Raw genomic sequence first — 25551 nt, forward strand, 5'->3', positions numbered from 1 at the left:
TGCATTTTTTAAAAGCAACTTGAGGTTTTATGCATCTCAAAACCAGTTCAGCGTATGCACTCACCATGACTAAGCACGCAATTTCTATTTAATATGCTCAAAAGTGACATTAGAGACGAAATGCTGAAATAGTCACCAGTTAATAAAATGTTGAAAATTTGTTTCTGTGATTTTGGTTTCACTTTTGAATTGATATTACTTCTGTTATCTAGCGATAAACTTATCTTTCTAGGCCTGATCTGGGTGGCTTTTCTGGACGATCCGTGCCATATTTCGTGGCAATCAAATTTGATCTTTTCATAGTCAACACTCTGGAGCAGACACATGTCTCACGAAGATGAATATCTATCAGTAGCGGAATTAATTGAATTTCAAAAGGAAGAGACTCGCGACATCATTGAAGCACTAATTGAAGATGGTAGCGATCCTGAAGCTCTATACGATATCGAGCATCACCTATTTGCTGAAGATTTCGAAGTGCTTGAGAAAGCCGTTGTTGAAGCATTCAAAATGGGTTTTGAAGTACTTGAAGCTGAAGAGACAGAAGACGAAGATGGCAACAAGCTACTTTGTTGTGATGCGACTATGCAGTCAGCTCTAGATGCAGAAGCGATCGATGCGCAAGTTGAGAAGCTTGTGAACCTTGCAGAGAAATTCGACATTATCTACGACGGTTGGGGCACTTACTACGAACACCCCTACGATTCTGAAGAGGATGACGAACCCTACGACTCTGATGAAGAGTAAAAGTGAGAATTATTGAGAGCCTCGCCATATGGTGAGGTTTTTTTTAACTCTAATTTTATTTTTACCATCCATACGACTTTTTGAGGTGAGAATGTGTGATAGGTTTAATGTTAACTAGATAATGAGTTAGCGACATTCAAATGACGGAAATCATTTACGACATCAAGACAAAAACATTAAAACCTTTCACTTATAAAAAGCCATTGGTGTTCGTTGATGATAATGGAGAGCTTCAATATGAATACTCTCATAACAAAGAAAGTCATGTTCATATTAAGAAGGTTATCTTCTTGAACTTGGTTGGTTACGAGAAGCTTAAACGGCTTGATGAGAAGGGTAAGCCAATGAAAGGTGAGTATGGCAACACTATTTTCACCAAGGGAAAGCTGTTTTCATTTGAGCCTCTGGATTGTGTTAATGAGTTTATTCTTGCAAAACACGTTGAGAAAGATGCAGAAGAGTCCCAACAAGCCTCTAAAGCTCTCACTCATTACTTCAGGTTTATATTGGATGCTCAAGCGAAGTGGGATAGTAAATATGGCAATGAAGATTACGATCCCTTTATCGACCCTCCTCGCCCTGCTTGGGATAAGTTTGCTGTTAGAAAAAACCTCCGCGCCACTTTCATGTACAGAGAAGCGGTCAAAAAGACAACGCTAAACGGGACAGGGTTAGCTCGAACGACCGCCGTATCGTATGTACGTTCAGTTGTAGAGTTTTACAAGCATCATCTCAGACAGGGTATGAGGTTTAATAACCCTCCGTTTGAATTTGAAACTTTGCTAATTGGCATTGAAAACAGTGGCACTCACATGAGCGCTTACAGTCGTAAGGTGATACAAACCACCGATTTAAAACTGAGTTTCCCAAAGTCAAAGCGAAACGATGGAGGTAAGTTACCTAATGCAAGACGCGACCTAAAGCCACTGACAAACAGTGAATGGGAAGAGGTTAAGAATGTCCTGGTTAACACCCAGCGAATCATTAAGAATGTTAATCGCGAAGAAAAGTTGGTTAGCCTACCTGAAGAGTATTGCTTATTGTTGCGCGTCTACCGCTACACGGGGTTGCGTAAGGAGGAAGGCGCAAGTTTGCACCTAGGGCAAGTGGTTCGCCCTGATATGAAAACGGCTCAATTGAGGCTGGGTGTGGGCGACCAATATGGCTCTCTCACTAAAGATCCGAGTGGTGGTTACAACAATAAGTCTCGACGCACCATCATTCCTAGTTCATTGATGCTCGAACTTTACAACTACAGCCATTCACCAAGATACAAAAAACGCTTGGCGAAATTTAAAGAACGGTGCATGGCTGAGAGAGAGGCGGGGAACGATGCCTACTTTGACGGGACTGATGGGGTTGATGAAAACAAACAATACCTTTTCATTAGCAACTCTGGCGTACCGTTGTTTAGGAAACTAGAAGAAATCAATACTCGATGGAATGAGGTCAGGAAAACAGCCGCTATCAATTTACCGAATGAAATTGATTCGGTAGTTCACAACTTACGCTCGACCTTTGCGGTCTCGGCTTTTCGGACATTGTTAAAGAAAATGGACGCAGACGAGGCTCTAAAAATAGTATCAGCATTTCTTGGTCATGAAGATTTATCCACAACACTGTTGTACCTACAAATTGCTCAGGACAAGCCAACTGGGGATGAAATTTGGGAAGATGTGTTGGATTACGTTGGTGTGTTCGATGAAGAGGGCGACTTGGATGATTTGCCTGAGTTTGAAGAAGTGTCTAAAAAACTTGAGGAATCAAAGAAAAAATGAGCCGTAAAAACTTCACCCCTGTTTTCCTTGATGAGGCATTTTATGAGGCACCAGCCGCTTGTGTTGAGCCACTTCACTTGGATGAGTTGAAATTGACGTGTAACGGCACTACAAGTCATTTTATTCAGCTGCTATATAAAGGCGCTCCTAACTATTCTCAGCGAGGCAAAAAAATAGGAGGTGTGGATTATGTACCTGTTGGTGGTAGAGAAGTTTTTGTCCGAGATGTCTACCGTCTTCTAAAAACGGATTTCAACCGCACAAAGAGAAGATATTTTGAACATTTGAAGCTATACCTTCGCTGGCTGGATAATAATCACCTAGAACCTATTAATGGCGACTACTTTGCCCCAGAACTATACGCGGCTTACATGGATTATCATCAAGAAAAATGTAACCAAGGTATGCAAAAGTTAGCAACGTGGAGTATCGCTAAAGCTATGGTTAGCTTTTTTCTTAAAGCAAATAACCGCTCAGTCGAGGCAAAGCAATTAATATCAATAAAAGGTACCAAAAAACAGACTGTTCCACATAAAGGCATCGATGTTGTTGGGGAGTTTAAGCCGCTTGTTCGACGGTTTATTGCGGCGTTTAGAGAGTTTAGAAAACATTTTTCAGAGGGCACTAAACCTAGCATTCATCCACTTTGGAGTGAGGAACTTTTCAATCAACAAGCCGAGAAAAATGGGTGGAGCGTAAAAAAAAGAAATCAGATTAAAGGGAGGTTTAAACATGCTGTAGCAAGAGAGAACTCTGCAAGAAACCACTTTTCCCGATTGGCCGCGATGCTCGCATTTTGCTTCACGGGTCAAAACACAGCCCCCCTTTTAAACCTTCGCTTTAGCGATATTCGGTTTACTGCTAAATCGAATGGCAAAGTCTACTTTGACATGACCAAGGCGCGTGCAAATTATTTAGGTTTTGATACTTCGCTTGGTTTTCATAAAAAAACACAAGAGTTTCTCCACCAATGGATAAAAATCTCGATGTCGCTCCAGAAAAACTCTGGAACAGAATGGGTGTTCCCCTATTTCAGGACATCAGGCGATATTCAAGGGGCCATTGATGCAGATCAAACTAAACCTCATGAGAGCATCAATGTGTACACTAAGACATTAGGGCTTGTACATGTAACACCCTCAAAACTGCGCCAAACGAAGATTGATACATTAATGAAAGTGACAGAAGATATTTGGTTAGTGTCGATGTCAGCGAATAACTCAATTGAAGTTCTTGCAGCTAATTATTCTGACGGTAATGAAAGCGATCATAGAACGAGTTTAGCGGCAAACGCTGACGCGTTGTACGACTTTTCGAGAAATGGTACAGATCCTCATGAGGCGGCGAATAAATCGAAGTTTAATCATGCCAATGTACTGAGCGACTACGACTACAAAAGGCTGCGCAAAGAAGAAACCGCGAACGACACTCAAACCCCTCTTGGCGTTCGCTGTAAGGACTCCTCACAAGGTGTTGCCGCAAGAATTAAGAAAAACCTTGAAAATATGGGGGTCAAACAGCCAGAAAAGGAGCAACGTTGCACCGATTTCCTTGGCTGCTTCGAATGTTCTTATCATCGATTGGTGTCTGAGGTCGAGGATATTTGGCTAATGCTGTCCTTCAACGACACACTACAAGAAATGAAGGCTTACCCAGCGATTAATAGTCTTCCAACGGATAAGTTTTATAAGCTGTGTAACACAATAGAATCGATTTTAAAGGATTTTAAAGAGGTTGCGCCTGATAACTACACCCAAGCGCTAGAAATGCACAGCAATGGCCCTCATCCGCTTTATAGTGATGGATATAGCCTAATGGACTTACTGGAGACATTTTAACAATGAATGACAAACCAAATAAGCACCATAACGCTGTTCCATCAGCTCCCATTCAGAAGTCTGGAACGGCATTCTTAATCGAGGGGTTAGACAGGCTCTCCGCCGCAGATAAACCATACCACGTTGATGAGTGGGACTTTTCAACGTCGCATGTCGTTGGTGTGCGGTATCGATTAACCGTGAGCTTTACTGCTACCGAGCCAGAGTATGTGAATGCAATACAGGACGTTTTATATAAGTTCTATCACCACTCAAAAAAAGAGAGTTCCTTGCCCTTATCGGTCGCTCAAATGACGACTATGAAGGGGTCACTACAGCATATTGCAGGCTGCTTGGAGAGGACAGATTGGAGTCAGCTAAATAACGTCAGGCAGTGGAAATTATTTATTCGCCGCCTAAAAAATAGACAATTAAGCCGTTCAATAGTGAGTCAAATTCTTACAGCATTAAATAAGCTGACTGCTGTTGGTTTGCTTGATTCATATGTTGATACGAAGGAGTTAAAAAAGTGCGCAACTAGGAAAGAAGGTAAGCAGCATGTGGCCATTCCGCATAGGTTGTATCAATGTATCATGAATCATGCTTTAAAAACCGTTGAAAAATACCATCCGTATCGCCATGAGATTTCATTGGTGATGGGAGAAGCTTATGACATTCACGAGCAAGTTGATAATAGGGAAAGGCTTGTTAAAAAAGGGAAAGGCTCTGGCCGAAAAGAGCTATCAATGACCTCTACCGCCCAACAAAATAGAACGACCACGGCTATAAAAAGGATTGAGCATCGCATTCCTGATTTCAAGGTAAACCTGCGCGCTGGGGACTTGTCTGCCATCCTGACCAGTTGTTTGGTGGTAGTTCAGGGGTTTTCAGGTGTTAGAATTGGCGAGGCCGTGTCTTTCAACAAAGACAGCGCAGATGATGTGATGGTTAACGGTAAGCCTGTTACCATACTCACAGGTGAGACAAGCAAAGGAAAGGGTGGAATACCTACTCTTGCCACTTGGCAATCACACACTGTAGTAAAAATAGCACTAGAACTGGCCTATGACATGATGGCGTCAACTCGCGAGATTTATCACAATCGCGTTGATAGAAAAGAAGCGGAAGGTGAAACGGCAGAAAAAATCGCACACATGAGAAAACAATTGTGTTCCGCATTTTTGGTGCCTGTAGCTTCACGACAAGACGGTGATAACTATATATTCAGCCCTAAGGCTTCACTAAGAACATATATAAAAAACCTAGGATACAAGGCCACGCCAGAGGATGTTGAAGAGTTTAATATGCTGAACCCCACAAGGGATGGGCAATTATACTTAGGTGGCACATACACTGGTCTAAGCTCCCATGACTTTAGAAGGACATTTGCAGTTTTCTTTGTGCGCTACGGGTTCGGCACGGCTTCGGGAATCAAATTTCAATTCAAACATCAAAATATCAATATGTCAGGTTATTACGCTAATAATGCGGTATTGGCACAGCTGAATGATCTCCTAATGGATGAAGAGATATTAAACGATTTGAAAGAGGCGGGGATTGATTTGGGGGTGGACGTTTTCGATGAGATCTACAATGACAGTGAGCATTTGAGTGGGGTAAAGGGCGAGGAAATTATGCAGGAGCGATTGGAGCAATTGAAAGCTGGAAATCACATATTCATGACTCGTTCAGAAATTGAAGAGAACATTCGTCGAGGAAATTTCCATATCATGCAACTTCCGAGCGGTGCATATTGTACTAATGCTTCGTGCGATCGAGTGTGTGGCACACAGCTATTCCGAGCGGAGATCAAAGAGTGCGCTCATAAAGTTGTGACCGATAAGGGAGCGAAGATAATTGCTAGACAAAGAGAGCGTTTGATTGCCAAGTTTACGGATCTTAACACTGGCGACCCACTAAAAAGTTCAATTCTGACTGGCTTAAAACAGAAGATACAAGTGGAAGAGCTAACGCTTAAAGTTCATGAGATTCCTTATATGCCGTTTAACGATGAAATTAAAGCGAAATAGTAATGACTGACGATGCACTAAAAAGACTCATACAAGAAGAGAAATCGCTTTCCGCTGAAGAGAAGTTACATAAAGCGCTTGAACGATTGCTAGCAGGTAAGCCTCTGCGCACAAAAGCAAAGGGGCTACTCACCTTAAATAAAATAAATAATGAAGCCGGTTTAGGGCGTAGCTACATCCATAAATTTAAAAAATTCATCGATAATGTGGCTGAAGATGCTATTGAAAATTACAACAATCCTGAGAAGCCTGAGCTAGGTACTCAAGACTTATCTGAGCATATAGTAGATGGAGAGGATATCAGTGAGATTGAAAAGCTCAGAGAAGAATTAAAACACCAAATTAACCTAAAGGAAGATTATCGCAAAGAGAGAAATGAGCTTTTTGCTATCAATGACGAGTTAGAGGTATTGAATAAATCACTTATGTTCCGTGTATATGAGCTTCAACAAGAGATTGAAGGCGAACTTGTTGAATATGAGCACCTTAAAACTAACCAGAAACTGGATTAATCGTCATTTTAGTTGTGAATGGTACAAACTAGTTCATGTTAGGGCAATAAATCCCGCACATCGCAACCAAGAATGCTTGCCAACTGGTACGCTTTTTCTAGAGTGATGTTGACCTCCCCTCTTTCTATGCGACCGACATAGCTTCGGTCGATGTCTGCTGAAATAGCCAATTTATCCTGAGATATACCTTTGAGCTTACGCTCTCTACGTAAGTTATCCCCAAACCGTTTTGCTAAGTCTTTCATTTTAAATGGTACTCAAAATGAAAGAATATCCTTCATTGCGGATTATATAGCCACGGACTATAATCCGCATTTTTGATTCGTAGTTGAGCTCTTATGACGAAGAAAACATCGATTAATGAATACATTTTTACCCTATTCATCGAGAAAGGACTTGATGGATTAACTGTTCCTGCCTTGAGGGACGAACTACTAACGATTACGGAAGAATTTAAGGACATAACGGAAGCGCGTAAATTTCTTTATCGTCAGTTATTGCCTTTAGAAAAGAAAGGACTGCTTTGGACTCAGGGCCAAGGGCGGACAAGAACATACCACAAATCAGAGCAGTTCAAAGAAACTGTATTCAAACCGAAAAAGCGTAAGCAACAGAAGCTAAAAACAGTTGTAAAAAATTCGGATGAAGTACTTACCCTAGATGAGCTGACTTTGGAACGACGAAAGTATGAAGCTGAACTTGCGATAGCTTTAGCTGAGATCGAAGAATTTCAACTATTGTCTGAAAGGTTACCTTCGCAGAAATCATCATTGTTAAAACTATCCGAAGAGACTAGAGAACGTTCTGTTAGATATCTAGCCAAAATAAATGTCCTTAATCACGCCCTAAACTTTAGTAATTATGGGGAAGTAAAATGTTAAGACTATGGCAAGAGGAGTGTGTTGGTTCGGCTTTAGAAAAGTATCTTGCTGGGCATTCGCATTTTCAGGTTCAGGCTACTCCAGGGGCTGGAAAAACGGTGGCCGCTGCCGAAATCGCCAAAAGGCTGTATGACTTAGACAAAATTGACCTGGTCCTCTGTTTTTCGCCATCATTAACGATTGCTGATGGTATCAAGAGTACCTTTTCATGGCGATTGGGGTGCTCTTTTACCGGTGGACTTGGTTCAATAGGCGCATCGTTTACGTACCAGAGTATGAAATACCTTAGAGACAGCTTTTGGGAAACAATTAAAAAGCACCGCGTATTGGTTGTATTTGATGAGATTCACCATTGTTCAGGTGATGAAATTGAAAATGCCAATGTATGGGGTGAACAAATTTTGAAACAAATTCAAGGGATTGCTGCGTTTACATTATCCCTATCTGGCACTCCTTGGCGCTCAGATTTACTGCCAATTACGTTAGCACAGTATTCTGACGCAGAAGGTCGTATCCACTGCGATTATCAATACGGTTTAAAGCAAGCGATTATCGATAAGGTCTGTCGTTCACCTAAAATTGTACTAATTGATAATGATCGCTTATCTATCTCAGAAAGTGGACAATCGAAGTCCTTTTCGTCAATTCCTGAACTTTTAAAGCAATCAGCAACCCCGTATCAAAGCATTTTACAAAATATTGATGCAATGACCTATGTACTTGGTCTTGGTTGTAAAAAGCTAGCAGAAATACGTATAGATAACCCTAATGCCGGTGGTTTGGTTGTTGCTTCATCGGTAGGACATGCAATCGAAATTCAGAAAATTTTGGCTGAGACCTATGAACAAAGCACAGAGGTCGTCACTTACTATCATGAAAGTCCGTTAGAGAAAATCAACGGGTATCGGGACGGTATGACTCAATGGATTATCAGTGTTGGAATGATTAGTGAGGGTACCGATATTCCACGTCTACAAGTTTGCTGCCATTTAAGTTTTGTGAAAACCGAACTTTATTTCAGACAAGTTTTAGGGCGGATTTTACGGACGAATGCATCCGCGAACCAGCAGGCATGGTTATACACTTTTGCTGAAGAAAGTCTGGTGAGCTTTGCAGAGCAAATCGAGAAAGATATTCCGGACTCATGTCTGTATATCAAACCAGAGAGTTTGCAGCATAGGCTTCCATTATCTATTCCATCAGATCGAACCTATTTCTCCGAACAACAGAAGAGAAAAACTGATATTGGAAGCAAGCAACTTAGTTGGGATAAAGAGCATGCGGGAAAACAGTCAACCATATCTGCGTACTCAGCTTCTTCTGGGCAGTTGTATTTAGGAAATTTCAGAGAGCGCGTAATCGCTGCATTTCTGTAATAAATATTTTTAATATTAAACAATACGTTAGTGAGGTCTTGATATGTTCTACATTGGTGTTAGCCATTATTACGCGACGGGTGAAGGCGCCACAATTTATGTTGCTAGCGGTAGCGAAGAATCAATACGGGCAGCCATTCCAGAGTATTTTCATCTTGGGCTCACTATTTTAACCCCTTCAGAGTGGCTAAAAGCGGCTGCAGGGGACTGTGAGGATGAATATCATCAATCGGAAGCGGAAGACCTGAAAACCTATTTACCAATCTTATGGAAGCAAATTGAGGAAAGAGCGTTAGAAAGAGGATGTCATCTGGACTTTTTCATGAAGCACCATTTTAACTATGCCTAATACGGACTAGGCGGTTTCAGTGAAGGTTTTATATTTCGACATGCTTAGTTTGTTCTATTCGAATGAATATTTTCACCATAATGTAAGTGTACATGCCAAGTATAAAGAATGGTTCGATACACGCACAAATACACTTTTCGAAATAGTGGAGCCTGATTATCAGGCTATCGAAAAGCTAAGAAATGCATCGTCAGAAGCGGGGCTACTACTATACCCTTTGGGGGCTTTTTATAATCGAGCATATCTTATTGAACATGGTGTTTTTTCCACTGATGAATTAGCGCCTGATACAGAATTACCCTTCAGGGTGCACATGAACGACCCTGTGCGTCGGATGATAGCTCACGCGTATGGGGTGAATGCCAAATGGTACGTCTGCGGAGAAATTGGCTCTGATGAACGATTACAACCCTATTCAGGACGTTACTTACGTTCAGAGTTTGGCAAGGGCGTCACTAGGGAACTTATCTCCCAAATAAGTAGCTTAAAATCCGCGGAATAGTGATTGATTATGGTTATTGCAATTTACCGGAAAGGCTACGCATCACACATAGTATGAGCGTAACCATAATCTGGGTTAGATTAGTTCAAAACTCTCGGCCATAGTTTTTCCAGCCTGAGCGGACTTACCGTCAATGATTTTGTATTTAATACCAGATGCAACACCCATGAATTAGTACAAATAAGTGGACATAAAACGAGTTGTTGAGTTCGAAGTTCTCTTGGGCACTCTTTGTCATGAATGCTCACCTTTTCATAGGATTCTGATAACAAGTCAGTGATCTTAGTCTTGAGGTTACTTGCACCTTTAGGGATCTCATGTTTACCCTTCACAAAATCATTTTTTGTAGGGATATCGATAAATGCCGGTTCCATTACCGCCCCATCATAGTTCCAATCGGTCATGATGAACTCTACCATTTCACACCATTCCGTCACGTCGTCTTTTTGTTGACTCAGTTTTTGCAAAACGTTTCGAGGATAGAAAGCGTCAACGGATAACTTGCAATTCTCAGTCCCGATAGAAGCTTCGGAATCGTATATGAAGGCTAAATCAGATTTATCACGGGGAATATCAACAACTTTTACTTTGATTTTATATCGATTTGTCAAAACGTCATTTTCAAGATCAGCGGCCAGATGTGGTTCATGTCCCATACAAACTAACATCATTTCTTCGACAGCTTTATTTGGTTCGGCTTCTTTACAAGCTTCAAACTGCTTATAAGGGAAGTTAGCTATCAAGTCACATTGAGGGCGATCTTCAAGCTTGCTTCGATAAAATTGGGCATCAATGGCTTATGGGTAATATCACCGTAGATAACCCCCTTGATATGTGAAGAGTTTTTATGCAACTGTGGTGTCAATCACAAAGTTGATGGTTTGTTGAGTGATTATTCTATTTATGTATAGATATTTACATTTTACCCTGTTAGTTTTCTTCGACTTGTTATTTGTTGTTTTTAATATTGTTATTAAGGGGTTACATTAGAGTGTGCTTTGAAACGTCTCGTGATCGGAACTGTATTGCTAATCATTATTTATTCAAATTATGTGAGCACCTTGAAAGATATCCGGATAAGATCTTCGCTCGATCTCGAAACGGTAGTATTAAAAATAAAAATGCAATTGCGTATATTGAACAACAGAGGATTACCTTAAAGAGAGCAGGAGTGAAGCCTGGTGATCGTATTGGAATCTTAGTTGACAGAGATGAATTTTTACCGCTGCCCTTGTTGACTTGCTTACTGGATGGCTATGTATATGTTCCGTTAGATAAACATTATCCCCAAGAGCGCACAAAGTACATACTGGAAAAGTCACGTTGTCAGTATGTCATCACGGATGAACCAGAACACCCAAATTTAATAGATGTAGAGAGAAGTCACCGAATACCTCACCAGTCTAGCCGTGATCTCCCACTGTCGGCACACTTGTCGGCAATAGAACCTCCAGCGGAAGATGCTTTGGCCTATATCATCTTTACCTCAGGTTCAACAGGAAAACCAAAAGGGGTGTCCGTTCGTCATCAAGGCATAGCGCAGTTGGTAAACTGGACTCAATGTACCTACAGAGCAGAAGAAATCGACTTGGTTTTAGCCAGCACCTCAACTTGTTTCGATATCAGCGTTTTTGAACTCGTTTGCATACCTGCGAGTGGGGGGAGCATGTACGTGGTTGAAAATGCTTTAGATCTCGCTAACCCCTTAGAAGCAGACCTTACTCTTATAAATAGTGTACCGTCGGTTGTAACCGAAGTATTGAAGTTTACTGATCTTCCTGAGTCGTTGATTACTATCAACTTTGGTGGTGAGCCATTGCCCCTTAGTCTTGCTCAAAATCTCCATAAAAACTTCAGAGTCTTGAATTTATATGGACCGAGTGAGGACACAGTCTACTCCACCTTCTTTGAATACGGTGGGGAAGAAAGTATGTACATTGGTGAGCCCATTATGGGCACTCGTGCCTATGTGGTGGATACTCAAGGAAACCTTCTTCCCGATGGAGAATTAGGCGAGCTAGTTCTTGCTGGACAGGGATTAGCCGCTGGTTATTGGGAGGAACCGTTGAAAACGGAACAAGTCTTTGTGTATTTGGAACAGGCAAAAGAAAAAGTATATAAAACAGGAGATTTGGTAAGACGTGAAGATAGCGGACTGAGGTTTTGTGGGCGCCGAGATCAACAAGTTAAAATGCGAGGGTTTCGCATAGAGTTGACGGAGATAGAAAATACTATTTATCAGCTTCATGGTGTCTCGCAATGTTGTGTCATGAAGATAGAAGAAGGGTATGACAAATTGGTGTGCCTATACGTGGGTGATGAATCGATTACACCTAATGCAGTTAGGGACTTATGCCAACGTGAATTGCCAAACTACATGGTACCAACTCATATCCAAAAGGTTGTGGCGTTACCTCAAACACCAGCAGGAAAGACAGACAGGCAACGGTGCGTAGTTGATTATAAAAACAGGAGCAATTCGAGCGATAGGCACTTTAACTCTTTAGAAGATATTCAGACTTTGCTTACTGCTGTGATGTCGAACTCTACAACTCAAACTTTCAGTGACATGGGGATCAACTCTATGCAACTTCTAAGCATAAAAATGATTCTAAAACGAGAGCTTGGTATGGATGAAACGTTAGAGGAATTGAATGCGACTTCACCCGTGCAAAGCTTATCGTCATGGTTGACCCTGCCCAACAAGATAATTGAAGAAGTATTGCCTCCTCCTCAGGATATTTACCCCTTGAGCGAAACTCAGCAACGTTTCGTTTTTGCTCAAGAAAAAATGCAAATCAATGATCGTGTTTCGTATGGATTTACCTTTAAGGATACCTCGGTAAGTGACGTTTACGCTTTGGCCGAGCACATTGTCCGTAATGAAATATTCCAGACAGGGTTTTACTTGAAAGAACAGGTTTGGTTGGCTAAAACCACTCTCCCAGCGAAAGTGCTCCATCTGGGTAACAGTGCTTCGTTTGAAGAGTTATTGGCTCAAGTTAATCAGCAGATGTTGTTCAATGGCAACGCCCTTTGTTTCGTTGGATTCGGCCATGTGAATGGCTCCCCAGCTATACTGATCAACGCATTTCATGGTTTACTGGATGGCTTCACAAAGTCCCTCATAGTTGAAGATATTTGCGAATATCTCACCCACCAGCGAGTAACACTAAGGCCTGCTCTCAGTCAAGTTATCCCATCTACTTATTATTTCACTTTAGAGATGGCAAGACAGATCCAGGCCCGCTATCCAAGGCCCAATAGGCTTGTGTCTGAGTCGATAGCGGAACACGTTGGGGAAATGATCGCACTTGATTTAGCCGACGAATACTTCGTTACAATTTGCGACTATCTTCAAGCTACGAATATTTCCGAGCATACCCTTTTTTCGGTTTCTCTATTGAGAGCGCTGGCCCGACACTATTCAATAAACGGTACTGTTGTTTCTCCCGTTGTGAATCGAGAATATTATCAAGAGCGGAGTTATGGTTGTTTTATCAATGTGTTGGCGATCAATTATGCCAACTTTGATTTACCGTTGCTCAGCGATGCCTTGGGATCTAATCGGCATAGCCTGAATGATGCTCTCGAATTCAAAAAGGCCAGTTATCTAGACGTGCTTGAGTGTTGCTCTGGGTATGCCTCCCATATTGTTGTCGTAGGAGGGGTGCAGGAAAACTTTAATGCTCGTTTATCCGAACTCGGGGTTGTGGATCATGATATTGATGGTTATCTGCCTTGCGCTAAAAACCCGATAACGTTTTTCTACGAGAAAATACCCGGTTCCTACCGAGTCAGAATTATCTATAACCGTTCGGTGGTGGCGGCAGAGTTAATATCTGAAGTGATCTCAGACATGAAGCGTGAGCTTATCTCGTTATAAACACCAGAGAGTCAAGATGAATTCAAGAACTTACAGCACTACGTTGTCGAACGTGACCGGTGCGAACGACAAGCTAATTGGCGCGGCACTTATTTATTCATATATGTGTGTGACGGATATGAAAACAGACTTATCCTTTAGCATCTCAGGTAAGGTATACAATCTGTCACATATTGAATCTGATATTGACTCTCTGACTTTAGCTGAGTTTGCCGATTGTCTTACTGGAGGTTCAGTTTTAGAGGCTGATAGCATTCACTCAACTTTGTTTAATCTTGATGGTAAGCCCATTGAGCTACCTCATCAACATAGTACCACTATCAGGCTAGATGCTAGTTTGTCTTCAACCATCCGTTTGAGTATTTTGTCTAAAAACAATGGACAAACATCAGATTTTTACGATGCGATACTCTCGGTATTTAAGACACTGCTGAAACAGGTGAATTGTTCTTTGCCGCTGAAAAAGCTGAGGCTAGTTGAAGACACGGTTTTGACGCCACAGCATGAGTTCGATCACCAGTACCTTAACCATATTCGTCATTATCTAGAGCAATACCCAGACAAGGTATTTGCCTATTCGCGTTACGGTCAGATAACCAACAGGTGTGTTATCAACCGTATTGAGTATCAAAGGTTGCAATTGAAAAAATCGGGTGCTCAGCCAGGTGACCGTATTGGGATTTTGGTAGATCGGGATGAGACACTTGCTATTCCATTGCTAGCTTGTTTGTTTGATGGCTACACCTATGTTCCACTAGACAAGCACTATCCGTCAGATCGGGTTGCTTACATTTTGGAAAAGGCCGCTTGTCGCTTTGTTATTTCAGATGAGCCAGACCATGAAAAGCTTTCATCTATCGAACCGAGTCGTATTTTGGATAATCGCGTGACCGATCACGTCATGTCAGTGGAACATCTCTCTCCACTTCATACGCTCACAGCAGACAGTCTGGCTTATATTATTTTCACTTCAGGCTCGACAGGGCAACCGAAGGGGGTCTCAGTTTGCCATCGTGGGGTCGATCAGCTGGCCTACTGGAGTCGCCAAAACTACACGGATGAAGAGATGAGTCTCGTTGTGGCAAGTACATCTATTTGTTTCGACCTGAGTATTTTTGAATTGATTTGTGTGCCAGCGTGCGGTGGAACGATGTATGTGGTTGAAAATGCCTTGGAGTTATTTAAGCCAGTCGAACTGCCCCTCTCACTGCTCAATAGCGTGCCTTCAGTGGTCACTGAAATAGTCAATGCTTCGATACTGCCTGCCTCACTAAAAACGATTAATTTGGCAGGGGAGCCTCTTCCAGTAACTCTTGCGCAAACGCTCAGTAAAAGCTTTCGAATTCTTAACCTTTATGGGCCGAGTGAAGATACAACCTACTCGACGTATTTTGAGTATGGGGGAGAAAGCAGTATGTCTATCGGTATTCCTCTGGTTGGCACAGCGATTTGCGTCTTGGACAAACATAATCGTCTACTTCCCGATGGTGCATTGGGCGAATTAGCCTTGTTAGGAGCAGGGCTGGCTGCCGGCTATTGGGACGAAGAAGAAAAAACTTCTGAAGTTTTTATTCACCTTGATCATGTTGGGGGGAGAGTATACAAGACGGGTGATTTGATAAGGCGGGAACAAGGTCTGTTGACATATTTGGGTCGGCGTGATCATCAGGTCAAAATACGGGGTTTTCGTATTGAACTGACAGAAATTGAAAATGTGCTTTACCACAACTCCGCGATTAGCCAGTGTTGCGTGATGAAGTTAGACGGTGAGTACGATCAATTGGCATGTGTTTACGCCGGTGATGATGATTTGTGCGATAAGACATTACAGAACTTGTGCAAGCAAAGTTTGCCTGACTATATGGTGCCATCACTGTTTTATCGGATGACGGAGTTGCCCTGTACACCTTCAGGAAAAATTGATAGGAAACAGTGTCTCAGTATATTGAATCATCAGCGTCCTAAATTGAGTGTTCACGCAGAGCAACCGAGTCTAATAAGGTATATTGAGCGACTTCTTGGTATCCAGATTCAAGACCCTCACCAGACCTTGAAGGATTTAGGGGTGAACTCACTGCAATTTGTCAAACTTATGACAGAACTGAAATCATCCGATCGCTATCGAGATAGGGTAAAAGCCGTTGATAGTAGCCTAACACTTTTGGAAATAATCCAATTGCTGGAAGGAGAGCAACGGGAATTCCACCAGGAGGTCTCAACTTCTCCTGCCTTGTTTGAGCAATTAAAAGAGAGCTGTATTGCCAATGCGATTGAAGAAGCTGAGATCTCTCTTTATCAAGATAATGTGCTGCACTCAAGCTGCTATCAGTCGACTAAGAAACATCAATGGCAGCGTAATCCAGTAAAGCACTTGGGTTGTATTTCAAAAATTGTCAACTTGCTATTAGCGCTTAAACTTCATCAAGAAAATCTGTTGCCGATGTACAGTCGCGTATCCGACTTGTTAGGTAATGAATTCAGTTTGGTGTTCGGGGATGAGATTGAGGTACACCACCTACTTAATCACAGCCATGGTATCGTCGAAGGCTTCGATTTTGAAGTGTTCTGCGACACTCACACAATAGAAGAGTATAGAACTCAATTGTTGAATCACCACTCTCGGCATTTTGTGGTCGGAGAGAGTTTTGCTTACTCATTCGTCGGTCCGTTACTTTTTGCTGGTTTGGTTGAAAAAAAATTCGCTAGGTCATACGGAGAGATTCTCAGTGAGTATGTACTTGAACCATTGCATATAGACCTTGTTCAGAATGTTAATGGTCAAGATATAACGCTCAAGTGGGCACGACAGGTGGGAATGGCAGCGGTTCTTTCATCAGCCTCGCTTCCAGCAGGCTCGGAAAAAACTCGAATTACTCATGCTGATCTATCCGTTATCGGACAATGTTTCTTGAACGAAAGTAACGGCGGTCTGGGTTTCTTAACCGATCAGACTTTAAGTTTTCTGGATGATCATGGTCAAGCCCTAGTTAATCACCCCGTTTACTACTACAACCACTGTGGCTTGTTTGGATTTTACAATGGCATTGAAGGTCACCTTGGTGATACCGAAAAAAATCAATGTGGATTGTTTATAGATCGTGTGGGGGGGCGCATTATGACAGTGTCTGCTGAGCACAATCCTGCGGTAACTCTCTTTATTGATATGCTCGAAAAATGCGGTTTCTCGCAAACACTTGAGTCAGAAAAGCAACACTCTATTCGTCAAGAAAAGGTTGAAATTGATGGGCTCTATAGTGATGGAGTGTACACAATTCAAGTGAGTACTCGGGGGGAAAAAACGCAATTATCTGTTCAGCATATTGTTGTGAATAAACAAGCCAACCTGCAAGAGGTTTATGGTTTAACTAAACTGGATAACTTGTATCCAATATATAGCTTAGATCAACCTGACTATCTTGTCAGCGGGTCTGTGTCGTTTTATTCACAGAATGGGCAAGGCTTTATGAGAAAAGGACTAAGATGCATGAAAAGGATCCAAAATGTCAGCGAGTAGAGCGAATATTGAATCAATAGTCTATCAGCATGCGATTAAATCTCCCTTGTTATATGTCGACCAAATTAAGGGCAAAAAGCTCTACTTAAAGTTGGAGTGTATGCAGCCAACGGGTTCGTTTAAGGTGCGAGGCGCTGCTTATGCTATGAGTGTCATTGAGTCAGATAAGACGATCATCTCAAACTCAGCAGGAAACCATGCCTTTTCATTGAGTCAAGTGGCCGGGGAAACTCGCAAAGTAAAACTGGTGCTGCCCGCTTCAATACCCAGTAAAAAATTGGCCAATATACGCAGCAAATTCAATGATATCGAGTTAGTCGACGGGGATTATGATGCCGCTGAAAACCGAGCGATAGAGTATCGGAATATTGAGGGATACTATTATTTGTCGCCATACAATGACCCTTTATTGATCAATGGCATTTTAACGCTTGGTTGGGAGATTTTCGATGAACTGGAAGAAGCCGCGATTGTGAGTCCTATCGGAGGAGGAGGGCTTTGTTCAGGGGTCTTTAGCAGTGTGCAAGACCGGACGAAATTTAGTGTGTATGGCGTGGAGTCTATTCAGTCCTGTGCGATGACATATGCACTTCAGCACGGTGGTATCGACCCCGTGCCTATTGGTGAGACTATTGCTCAAGGCTTAGCTGGAAACATTGAAAAGGGCAGTATCACATACGATATCTTAAAAATAAACCCCAATGGCACGACAACGGTGAGCGATAGCGAAATAATCGAGGCGATTGAGTATATCTATAACAAAATAGGCTTAGTGGTTGAACCCGCAGGGGCCGTGGGATTGGCTGCATTGTTAGCGGGCAAAATCACGACACCTCATAACACCTTAGTGGCTATTGTAAGCGGAAGAAATGTGGCCTTATCTGAGTGGAGGAACTATATCAATGAGTGATGCTGTCTTGAAGCAATGGAACAACATAACCTTTGGCTTTCATCAAAATTACATTCAAGAAGTGATGGCCGAATGTCAGCAACTGTTGAGGAAGAACCATCTCCACTCTTCTGAAGCACCGATCTTATTGATCGCGCCTCAAGATTTTCACCCTCAGACTCTAAAGGAAATTGCTTACGAAAACTACAAATGGATTCAGCTTAGTACCGCGGGCTACGATTTTTTTCCTTTAACGCTAGTTCCTCAAGAGACCACAGTTACGCGTTGTGTTAGCAGTTACTCAGCTCCCATTTGTAACTACATCATGAGGGAACTTTTCGTTTGGTTTGCTGAGCGAGGCCTGAAAGGGTTGAAGATATTCATTTTGGGAAATGGGCCGATATCAAAGCGATTACAAGCCATTTTCGACTTGTTGGAAGTGGAATATGTTATTTATCAGACAACGGAAACAAATATAGCAAAGCGGTTAGTGCGTTCCTTCGAATCTATCCATAAGTGCCATGCGATTGTCAATTTGTTGCCACTGAATAGCGGTACTTATGGAGTTTTGGATCGTTCACTTCTCAGTCGTCTATGTGCAGACACCGTTATTATCAACCCTTCTCGAGGTGAGCATGTTGACCAAAGAGCATTGGAAGAAAAACTCAGCCAAGGTCAGCTTAAAGCAAGTTTAGATACTACAACACCTGACCCTTTACCTGCCGATCACCTGTTGAGAACGCTAAGTAACTGTAGGGTCTCGGATCATGTCGCTTGGAAAAGTGGCCAAAGAGAACACTATTTCCTAGACGATTTCATAGCAAACTACAACAAACTTTTGAGAACGGAACCCCTTGATGGTGTTATCAATGAATAAGAAGAGAGTAAGCGCTGAGGACTACTTAAACAGCCTCAATGATGGTCGTGAGATATACCTCCAAGGTGAGCGAATTAACAATATCGCTGAACATGCCAAGTTAAAAGAGAGTGCCTGTTTTTTCGCGAATCTTTTTCAGATGATTCACGGAGATCCTGGCAATTTTATTTATGAGCCAAGTTTAGAACGGTCTATTTGCTTGCATTATTACAAGCCTCGCACGAGAGAGGAGTTACAACTTAAAACGGATTATTTCAAAAAAGTTGCATGTTACGGAGGGGGATTTTTAGCTCGTACACCTGATTTCTTAGCTTCCTTGATCACGAGTTGGGATGCTGCGGCTGAGCAGTTTGGGTCAGCGGAGCAAAATGTTAAAGAGTTTTACCGTGATTGCATTGACCGGAATTTATGCCTGACACACGCTATCAGTGATCCACCTACAGACCGCTATCTAAACAAAAAAAATGCCCTGAGAAAAGTTGCCAGCCACTCCGACGGTATAGTCGTTTCTGGGGTCAAAATGTTAGCCACTTATGCACCGTACAGTGATGAAATCGTCGTTTACCCGTACAAACCCGTCACGGAGAAAGAGCGTGCGCTGGCATTTTCTATCCCGCTCAATACCGCAGGCTTAAAGCTGATTTGCCGACCAACGCACAGTTCCAATCATTCGGCGCTGGCCAGTAAGGCTGACGAAATGGACTGTTTGTGTATTTTCGACGAAGTTTTTGTCCCCGCAAATCGCGTATTCATTGATGGTGATATTGAATTGGCAAATTCGATTCGCGAACGCACTCACATGGTTAATTTTCTTTGGCACCAAGGCGCGGTTCGCGTCGAAGTTCTGGCGGAAACCATGTTGGCTATCACTAGCCAGATTGCTGAGTATAGTGGTCGAGACAATATTCAGCGCGTGACTGAGATGTTGGGGCAGCTTGCCATTCAGCATCAATGTATGTCTGCGCTTAACCATATGGCGATTAAAAACAGTGAATTGTCCCTGGATGGGGTTCATATCCCAGCGTTAGTGGATTTGTCGGCGGCGATGACGGCTTCTTTTGATTATTTCACGTATGCGTTGTCGTGCTTACGCACCATTGGAGCCAGCGATCTGACATCGGTACCAGATGAACTCACAATTCAATGCTCACCAGAACTGAGCGATTATTACGGTACAGAAGATACCAACTCTTGTTATACCGAACTGTTACGCCTTGCTCATGATATATGCTGTGGTGACTTTGGTGGACGACAGCAACTGTACGAAGAGTTCTATCTGGGGCCGCAACCTCTGCTGAAGTCGGGTCACTTCGAGAGAGTAAAACCTTTTATAGCAACAACATCATTAGAACAACTAATAGGATCTTTGAAGCAATGACACATTACAAACCCGATGATTCAATGAAAACGCCTCGGTTTTGCAGCATTAGAACGTTTTTCCGTTTGCCTACCATCCCCCCGGATGATCTGACTGGCGTGGATCTGGTTGTCACTGGAGTGCCTACAGACTCAGCTGTTGGGTTTCGCACAGGTGCTAGGTTTGGTCCCGAAGGCATCAGAAACGCGTCAATTCTACTGCGCCCATTTCACCCATCTCATTTGGTTGATATTACAGAAGAGTTGTCGATGGTTGACATCGGAGACTCGCCAGTTTGGCCCGGTTATCACTTAGAAACATTGCAAAAGATCGAGCAGCACTTCGCCCAGATATATGAGCAAAACTGCATTTCTTTCGCACTTGGTGGCGATCACTCGATTACCATAGGAGAACTACGAGCGGCGCACAAGCGTTACGGGAAATTAGCGCTGATTCATATCGATGCCCATGGTGATGTTCTCGACGACTATTACGGGGGGATCAAGCATTTTCATGGCACAGTATTTCGTCGGGCAGTCGAAGAGGGGTTGGTTGACCCGGAAATCTCGTTTCAGATCGGAATGAGAGGCTCTATCTACCCGCAAGATCTCAATCAAGGTACTGAGCTTGGCTTCAATGTCATAAGTTGGGATGAACTTCATCAAAGTGATTTTGCCGCTCTTGGAAAGCGAGTACGTGACGCTGTTGGAGATCGTAAAGTCTTTTTGTCGTTTGATATCGACTTTCTCGACCCTGCATTTGCTTCTGGAACGGGCACGCCCGAGCCGGGCGGACCTAGTTCGTACGAAGCGATGCAACTTATACGACAGCTAGGGCCAATGAATTATTGCGGGATGGATCTGGTCGAAGTCGCTCCTGTCCTTGATCAAAGCGGAGCCACTTGTATTACCGCAGCAAATATCGCCTTTGAATTGCTGTCATTGGTCGCATTAGCGAAGAAAAAAGGAATGGTTAAAAATGTCTAAAGTAGTTGAATCTCAAAGAACCACAGTTACTACATTAATGAACACGGCACGTGAGAGAAAAATTGCTTGCCTCACGGCTTATACCGCGCCAGTCGCGAAAATTGTGGATGAGCATGCGGATCTTATCTTAGTGGGCGACACGTTAGGTATGGTTGTTCACGGCATGCCTTCTACTGTTGGCGTGACTCTAGATATGATGATTCTGCATGGTCAAACCGTTATGCGCTCCACCAACAAAGCTTTGGTTATAGTGGATATGCCGTTTGGTACGTATGAAACGTCCCCAGAAACCGCATTTGAAAATGCCAAGAGAATCATGCAAGAAACTGGCTGCTGTGGAGTGAAAATTGAAGCTTTTCCTGGAGCAGATAAAACGGCCAAGTATCTGGTTGAACGCGGGATTCCAGTTATCGGCCATATTGGCATCCGTCCTCAGGCAATTAATGCGACTGGTGGGTTCAAAGTCGTAGGCAAAACCAAAGAATCACAAACACAACTCTTAAGTGAAGCAGAGGCCCTGCGAAGAGCGGGCTGTTTCGCTATTGTTTTGGAAGGCGTGCCCGCGTCAGTATCTCAGGAAATTGTCAAGCATGTAGACATATTGACGATAGGGATTGGGGCTTCTGAAACTTGTCACGGGCAGATATTGGTGACAGATGATATGTTGGGGCTGTTTGACTGGACACCAAAATTCGTCAAACGCTATGCTAACCTGCGCTATGAAATTGACAGAGCAACTAGAGAGTATGTCCAAGAGGTCAAGGATGGTACTTTCCCCGACCAAAGTCATATGTATAAAGCTTTGGGGGATAAATAGTTGAATAAGAGGAACCAGAAACTCTTAATGGTGGAAATGCTGCTGTCGCACTTTTCTTATTTTGCCTTCATAGGTGTTTTATCAGTGTACCTTATTAATACATTGGAATTGAATCCTGTCTATGCTGGCACTATGTTATTGTTTACCAATGTTGCAGCAAAAGTTGTAAAGCTTTTAATAGGGCCATTTTTAGGAAATGTAAACAATAAATCATCTTTAATTGCATGTAATGCTTTATCCTCTTTGGCGGTTTTATTCTTCTATTATGTAAAATCGCCAATGGCGATCTCGTTTGCCATATTTGTATATATATCATCATTTACAATACATAGTTTTGTTGTCAGGGCCATTATTGCAACAGTTAATGAGAGTGCAAGTGAGAGGTATAAGGGCTTTGCAAACCTAAATGTCTTTGTTTCATTCTCTTCAGCTATTGGTCCTTGGTTAGCTTCTGAATTGCTGAATATGGATGCTATCAATTGGCTTTATTTCTGCTGGGGAATAGGGTTTATATTAAGCATCTTCACTCTTGTTATCATTAAGTTTGATAATGAAAAAATTTCTCCTGATGAGAAAACAACGATAAGTGTAGTCAAAGAATTTCTTACTAAGGATGCCCTACTTGTATATTCTGTGGTTTCCCTTGGTTGGTGTACATATTTCTTTTTCTTTTCAGCTTTACCTTTAATGCATGATTTGGTATTTAATGACAGTAATAGCTTAGGTTATATCTTTATTATTAATGCAGCCATTGTAATTTTTCTAACAAAATACATCACAAAATTAGTATCAGAAAAATCAATTAGTTCTATTGTTTACCTTGGAAGCACCTTTTATTTTCTGTCATTTTTATCAATGTTAATTGTAGATAAGACTGGGGTATTTATTTATTCCCCAGCTATTCTTATGTCTATTGGAGAGGTTTTAGTCATACCAGCCTTATTTGCTCTTGTGACTTCATACTTCAAAAAAGAGCAATTGTTACTTTCATTAACGTTCACCTCGATTTCTATTGGAGTCGGGGAAGGTATTTCAGGATTTATAGGTGCGCACATTTTGCCCACTTACGGTGTCGAGTACTTTGTTTTTACGGCAACCGCTTTATTAATTATTAAGCTGTTCTGTGTAAAACAAATATATACAAAAATAGCTAATGAGGATGAGAAATTAGCATGAGTAACCAAAAAGTCAGTATTTCCCGATTTTCTGATTTTTCCGAAAGCGACGTGAATTGCGTACACGCTCTTATCAGATATATGGAAGAGAACAACATAAATCTACAAAATCCCGATGACTATGCCGTGATCCAAGAGTTGGCTAATGATTTACCTAGTTCTTTGCGAGATTTCCTTGACCGAACAATGGCAGAAAGACAGGCCGTTACAGTGGTTGATACGACACAGTTAGTTGGGCCAGTTACAGTCGAGACTCCTGCTCATTGGAATATAGTTGATGAGCTTAACGTCGCCAAACGTCAAAGCTATGTGTACGCCTTAATCAGCTCTTACGTAGGCTATGTGTTCGGATGGGCCACTCAGCAGAATGGTCGCTTGATGCACGATATTTTACCAATTAAAGAACACAGTTATGAGCAGGTTGGGTTCAGTAGCTCCGAAGAGCTGAGCTTCCACACTGAAGATGCGTTTCATGAAAACCGTTGTGACTTTTTGTCACTGATGTGTATGAGGAACAATGAGAAAGTTCCCACATCTTTTTGGTCGGCGCATGGGCTCGGTGATGAAGTGGAGCAATTCGATAAGCTGTTTGAGGAGCATTTTGCCATCATGCCGGACAACTCTCACAAACCGGAGTTGAATCAAGGATCGGTTAATTCCTTTGACTCGATTAATCAGCTTTTGGAAAAGCCAAGAAAAACATCGGTGTTATCAGGGGAGTGGAATAAACCTGATTTGTGCATTGATCCTGACTACTGTCTTGTGACGTCCGACTCAGAGGTAGCACAACAGCAATACAGTACTTTTGTACAAAAAATTAAAGATGAGCTGATTGATATTAGCCTTACTGCAGGTGAGATTTGCCTGGTCAACAATAGCCATGTTGTTCATGGCAGGCGACGATTTACCGCTAGCTTTAATGGGCAAGACCGTTGGTTGAAGAGACTCAACTTATTCTCTCATAAAAACAAAGAAAAAATTGCCTCTATAAACTCTAAAACACGATTAATAGGATAACTATTTCCATGAAAGAACAAGAAATTAAAATAATACAAGGCCTTCAACCGATACGTCATATGGCTTTAGCGCAGAGCTTATTTAACCTTTTTAGTAGTGGATTGTATGACTATTTAAATGAAAACAAGGTGAGTGTGTCGCAATGTGCCACTGACTTACAGTTCGATAAAACGCGTTTGACTGCCTTTTTAAAATACCTAAGAAATGAGGGTATTGTCTCAATGGACGACGTTGTGTCGCTTACTGAGTATGCCAAGTCGTTTGAGCTGACTCGACCTTGGTATGAAATGATGGTTGGAGGTTACTCAGAAACGTTTCTGAGTATGGGAGAGGGCTTAAAAGCTGAAGCTGAGCCGCTCTCTCGTAATGCGACTTGGGTTGGTATTGGGAGCTGTGGGATCAGCCAATTTGATTCGATTCCAATTGTGCGCAATATTATTGAACGTGCTGAGCTGTCGCCTAAAACCATTTGCGATTTGGGGTGCGGGAGTGCGGTATACCTCACTGAGCTATGTAATGATTTACCTCAAGCCAATGCTATTGGAATTGAGCCGGATCTTGGAGGAAGCTTAGCGGCAATCAACCATGTAAGTGAATGTGGTCTGAGTGACAGAATTGATATCGTGCAAGCCGATGCAATTTCCTACATTGAGTCGATGAATGAGAAGCCAGACTTGCTGCTATTGTGCTTTGTGATCCACGAAGTGCTAGGCCAGTCTGGTGAAGATGCGGCTATTGAGATGCTGAAGCGTGCCATGGCAGGCAATGCAGACCAACGCTTGATCATTATCGATATCGATTACCTGATTGACGATAAAAAATCGATGCAACATGGCTTGGGGCTGGCACATTATAACCCTTATCTGCTACTGCATCCTTTCACCTCTCAACGACTAGAAAAGCAACAATACTGGGATAGCTTATTTGCAAAAGCTGGTCTTGAAGTGATTGATAAGCAATATACTCTGCCAGAAATGGACTCGACCAATATTTGCATGGGTTGGCTGCTAAAAAGAAAAAATTAGTTACTAGGTTGATAAA

Annotated in this window: 21 protein-coding genes; 19 read left to right on the forward strand and 2 right to left on the reverse strand. The window is 42.2% G+C overall.

Annotated elements, in window-relative coordinates:
- The first annotated feature begins 324 nt into the window (after positions 1–324).
- The 5 genes from rraB to F0251_RS13235 all read left to right on the forward strand — a co-directional run bounded on the left by rraB (position 325) and on the right by F0251_RS13235 (position 6884).
- The gene (gene rraB / locus F0251_RS13215) at positions 325–747 is read left to right on the forward strand and encodes a ribonuclease E inhibitor RraB (RefSeq protein ID WP_171731131.1); all 423 of its coding nucleotides are present in this window, start codon (positions 325–327) and stop codon (positions 745–747) included.
- Between the two features lie 140 nt (positions 748–887).
- Positions 888–2525: a site-specific integrase gene (locus F0251_RS13220; protein WP_171731132.1), complete on the forward strand. Its 1638-nt coding sequence runs from the start codon at positions 888–890 to the stop codon at positions 2523–2525.
- Complete coding sequence (locus F0251_RS13225) at positions 2522–4363, forward strand: hypothetical protein (RefSeq protein WP_171731133.1); 1842 nt, start codon at positions 2522–2524, stop codon at positions 4361–4363. Before F0251_RS13220 ends, F0251_RS13225 begins: the two co-directional genes overlap by 4 nt.
- A 2-nt stretch (positions 4364–4365) precedes the next feature.
- On the forward strand, positions 4366–6372 hold the full coding sequence (locus F0251_RS13230) for a hypothetical protein (RefSeq protein WP_171731134.1): 2007 nt from the start codon (positions 4366–4368) through the stop codon (positions 6370–6372).
- A 2-nt stretch (positions 6373–6374) separates the two neighbouring features.
- The gene (locus F0251_RS13235; protein WP_171731135.1) at positions 6375–6884 is read left to right on the forward strand and encodes a hypothetical protein; all 510 of its coding nucleotides are present in this window, start codon (positions 6375–6377) and stop codon (positions 6882–6884) included.
- 38 nt (positions 6885–6922) lie between these two features.
- On the opposite strand, the gene F0251_RS13240 is transcribed toward F0251_RS13235, so the two are convergent.
- A complete protein-coding gene (locus F0251_RS13240) occupies positions 6923–7129 on the reverse strand; it encodes a helix-turn-helix domain-containing protein (protein WP_011149149.1) in 207 nt (68 codons plus the stop codon).
- A gap of 93 nt (positions 7130–7222) precedes the next feature.
- Here F0251_RS13240 and F0251_RS13245 point away from each other — a divergent pair, with 93 nt between their 5' ends.
- From F0251_RS13245 to F0251_RS13260, 4 genes are read left to right on the forward strand one after another with little or no spacing between them, the layout of a single operon-like run.
- Complete coding sequence (locus F0251_RS13245; RefSeq protein ID WP_171731136.1) at positions 7223–7765, forward strand: phage tail tape measure protein; 543 nt, start codon at positions 7223–7225, stop codon at positions 7763–7765.
- Positions 7759–9141, forward strand: coding sequence for a DEAD/DEAH box helicase (locus F0251_RS13250; RefSeq protein WP_171731137.1), 1383 nt, complete (start codon positions 7759–7761; stop codon positions 9139–9141). Before F0251_RS13245 ends, F0251_RS13250 begins: the two co-directional genes overlap by 7 nt.
- Positions 9142–9184: 43 nt before the next feature.
- Positions 9185–9490: a hypothetical protein gene (locus tag F0251_RS13255; protein WP_171731138.1), complete on the forward strand. Its 306-nt coding sequence runs from the start codon at positions 9185–9187 to the stop codon at positions 9488–9490.
- A 19-nt stretch (positions 9491–9509) separates the two neighbouring features.
- A complete protein-coding gene (locus tag F0251_RS13260; protein WP_171731139.1) occupies positions 9510–9992 on the forward strand; it encodes a hypothetical protein in 483 nt (160 codons plus the stop codon).
- 80 nt (positions 9993–10072) lie between these two features.
- On the opposite strand, the gene F0251_RS13265 is transcribed toward F0251_RS13260, so the two are convergent.
- A complete protein-coding gene (locus tag F0251_RS13265) occupies positions 10073–10735 on the reverse strand; it encodes a hypothetical protein (protein ID WP_253821632.1) in 663 nt (220 codons plus the stop codon).
- A 248-nt stretch (positions 10736–10983) separates the two neighbouring features.
- Here F0251_RS13265 and F0251_RS13270 point away from each other — a divergent pair, with 248 nt between their 5' ends.
- From F0251_RS13270 to F0251_RS13315, 10 genes are read left to right on the forward strand one after another with little or no spacing between them, the layout of a single operon-like run.
- Positions 10984–13878, forward strand: coding sequence for an amino acid adenylation domain-containing protein (locus F0251_RS13270; RefSeq protein WP_367613551.1), 2895 nt, complete (start codon positions 10984–10986; stop codon positions 13876–13878).
- Between the two features lie 16 nt (positions 13879–13894).
- The gene (locus tag F0251_RS13275) at positions 13895–17392 is read left to right on the forward strand and encodes an AMP-binding protein (RefSeq protein WP_171731141.1); all 3498 of its coding nucleotides are present in this window, start codon (positions 13895–13897) and stop codon (positions 17390–17392) included.
- A complete protein-coding gene (locus F0251_RS13280; protein ID WP_171731142.1) occupies positions 17379–18302 on the forward strand; it encodes a threonine/serine dehydratase in 924 nt (307 codons plus the stop codon). Before F0251_RS13275 ends, F0251_RS13280 begins: the two co-directional genes overlap by 14 nt.
- Complete coding sequence (locus F0251_RS13285) at positions 18295–19158, forward strand: NAD(P)-dependent oxidoreductase (protein WP_171731143.1); 864 nt, start codon at positions 18295–18297, stop codon at positions 19156–19158. The genes F0251_RS13280 and F0251_RS13285 overlap by 8 nt, the downstream gene beginning before the upstream one ends.
- Positions 19151–20536 carry a 4-hydroxyphenylacetate 3-hydroxylase N-terminal domain-containing protein gene (locus tag F0251_RS13290; RefSeq protein WP_171731144.1) on the forward strand — a complete coding sequence of 462 codons (1386 nt, stop codon included), beginning with the start codon at positions 19151–19153 and terminating at the stop codon, positions 20534–20536. Before F0251_RS13285 ends, F0251_RS13290 begins: the two co-directional genes overlap by 8 nt.
- Positions 20533–21501, forward strand: a complete 969-nt coding sequence (gene speB, locus F0251_RS13295; protein ID WP_171731145.1) for an agmatinase — start codon at positions 20533–20535, stop codon at positions 21499–21501. The genes F0251_RS13290 and speB overlap by 4 nt, the downstream gene beginning before the upstream one ends.
- Positions 21494–22318 carry a 3-methyl-2-oxobutanoate hydroxymethyltransferase gene (gene panB, locus F0251_RS13300; protein WP_171731146.1) on the forward strand — a complete coding sequence of 275 codons (825 nt, stop codon included), beginning with the start codon at positions 21494–21496 and terminating at the stop codon, positions 22316–22318. Before speB ends, panB begins: the two co-directional genes overlap by 8 nt.
- A 36-nt stretch (positions 22319–22354) precedes the next feature.
- Complete coding sequence (locus tag F0251_RS13305; protein WP_253821634.1) at positions 22355–23494, forward strand: MFS transporter; 1140 nt, start codon at positions 22355–22357, stop codon at positions 23492–23494.
- A complete protein-coding gene (locus tag F0251_RS13310) occupies positions 23491–24510 on the forward strand; it encodes a hypothetical protein (protein WP_171731148.1) in 1020 nt (339 codons plus the stop codon). The genes F0251_RS13305 and F0251_RS13310 overlap by 4 nt, the downstream gene beginning before the upstream one ends.
- Before the next feature lie 8 nt (positions 24511–24518).
- A complete protein-coding gene (locus tag F0251_RS13315) occupies positions 24519–25535 on the forward strand; it encodes a 2-ketoarginine methyltransferase (protein WP_171731149.1) in 1017 nt (338 codons plus the stop codon).
- Positions 25536–25551: the final 16 nt, after the last annotated feature.

Source organism: Vibrio sp. 070316B, from assembly GCF_013114115.1.
In the GTDB taxonomy this organism is placed as follows: domain Bacteria; phylum Pseudomonadota; class Gammaproteobacteria; order Enterobacterales; family Vibrionaceae; genus Vibrio; species Vibrio chagasii_B.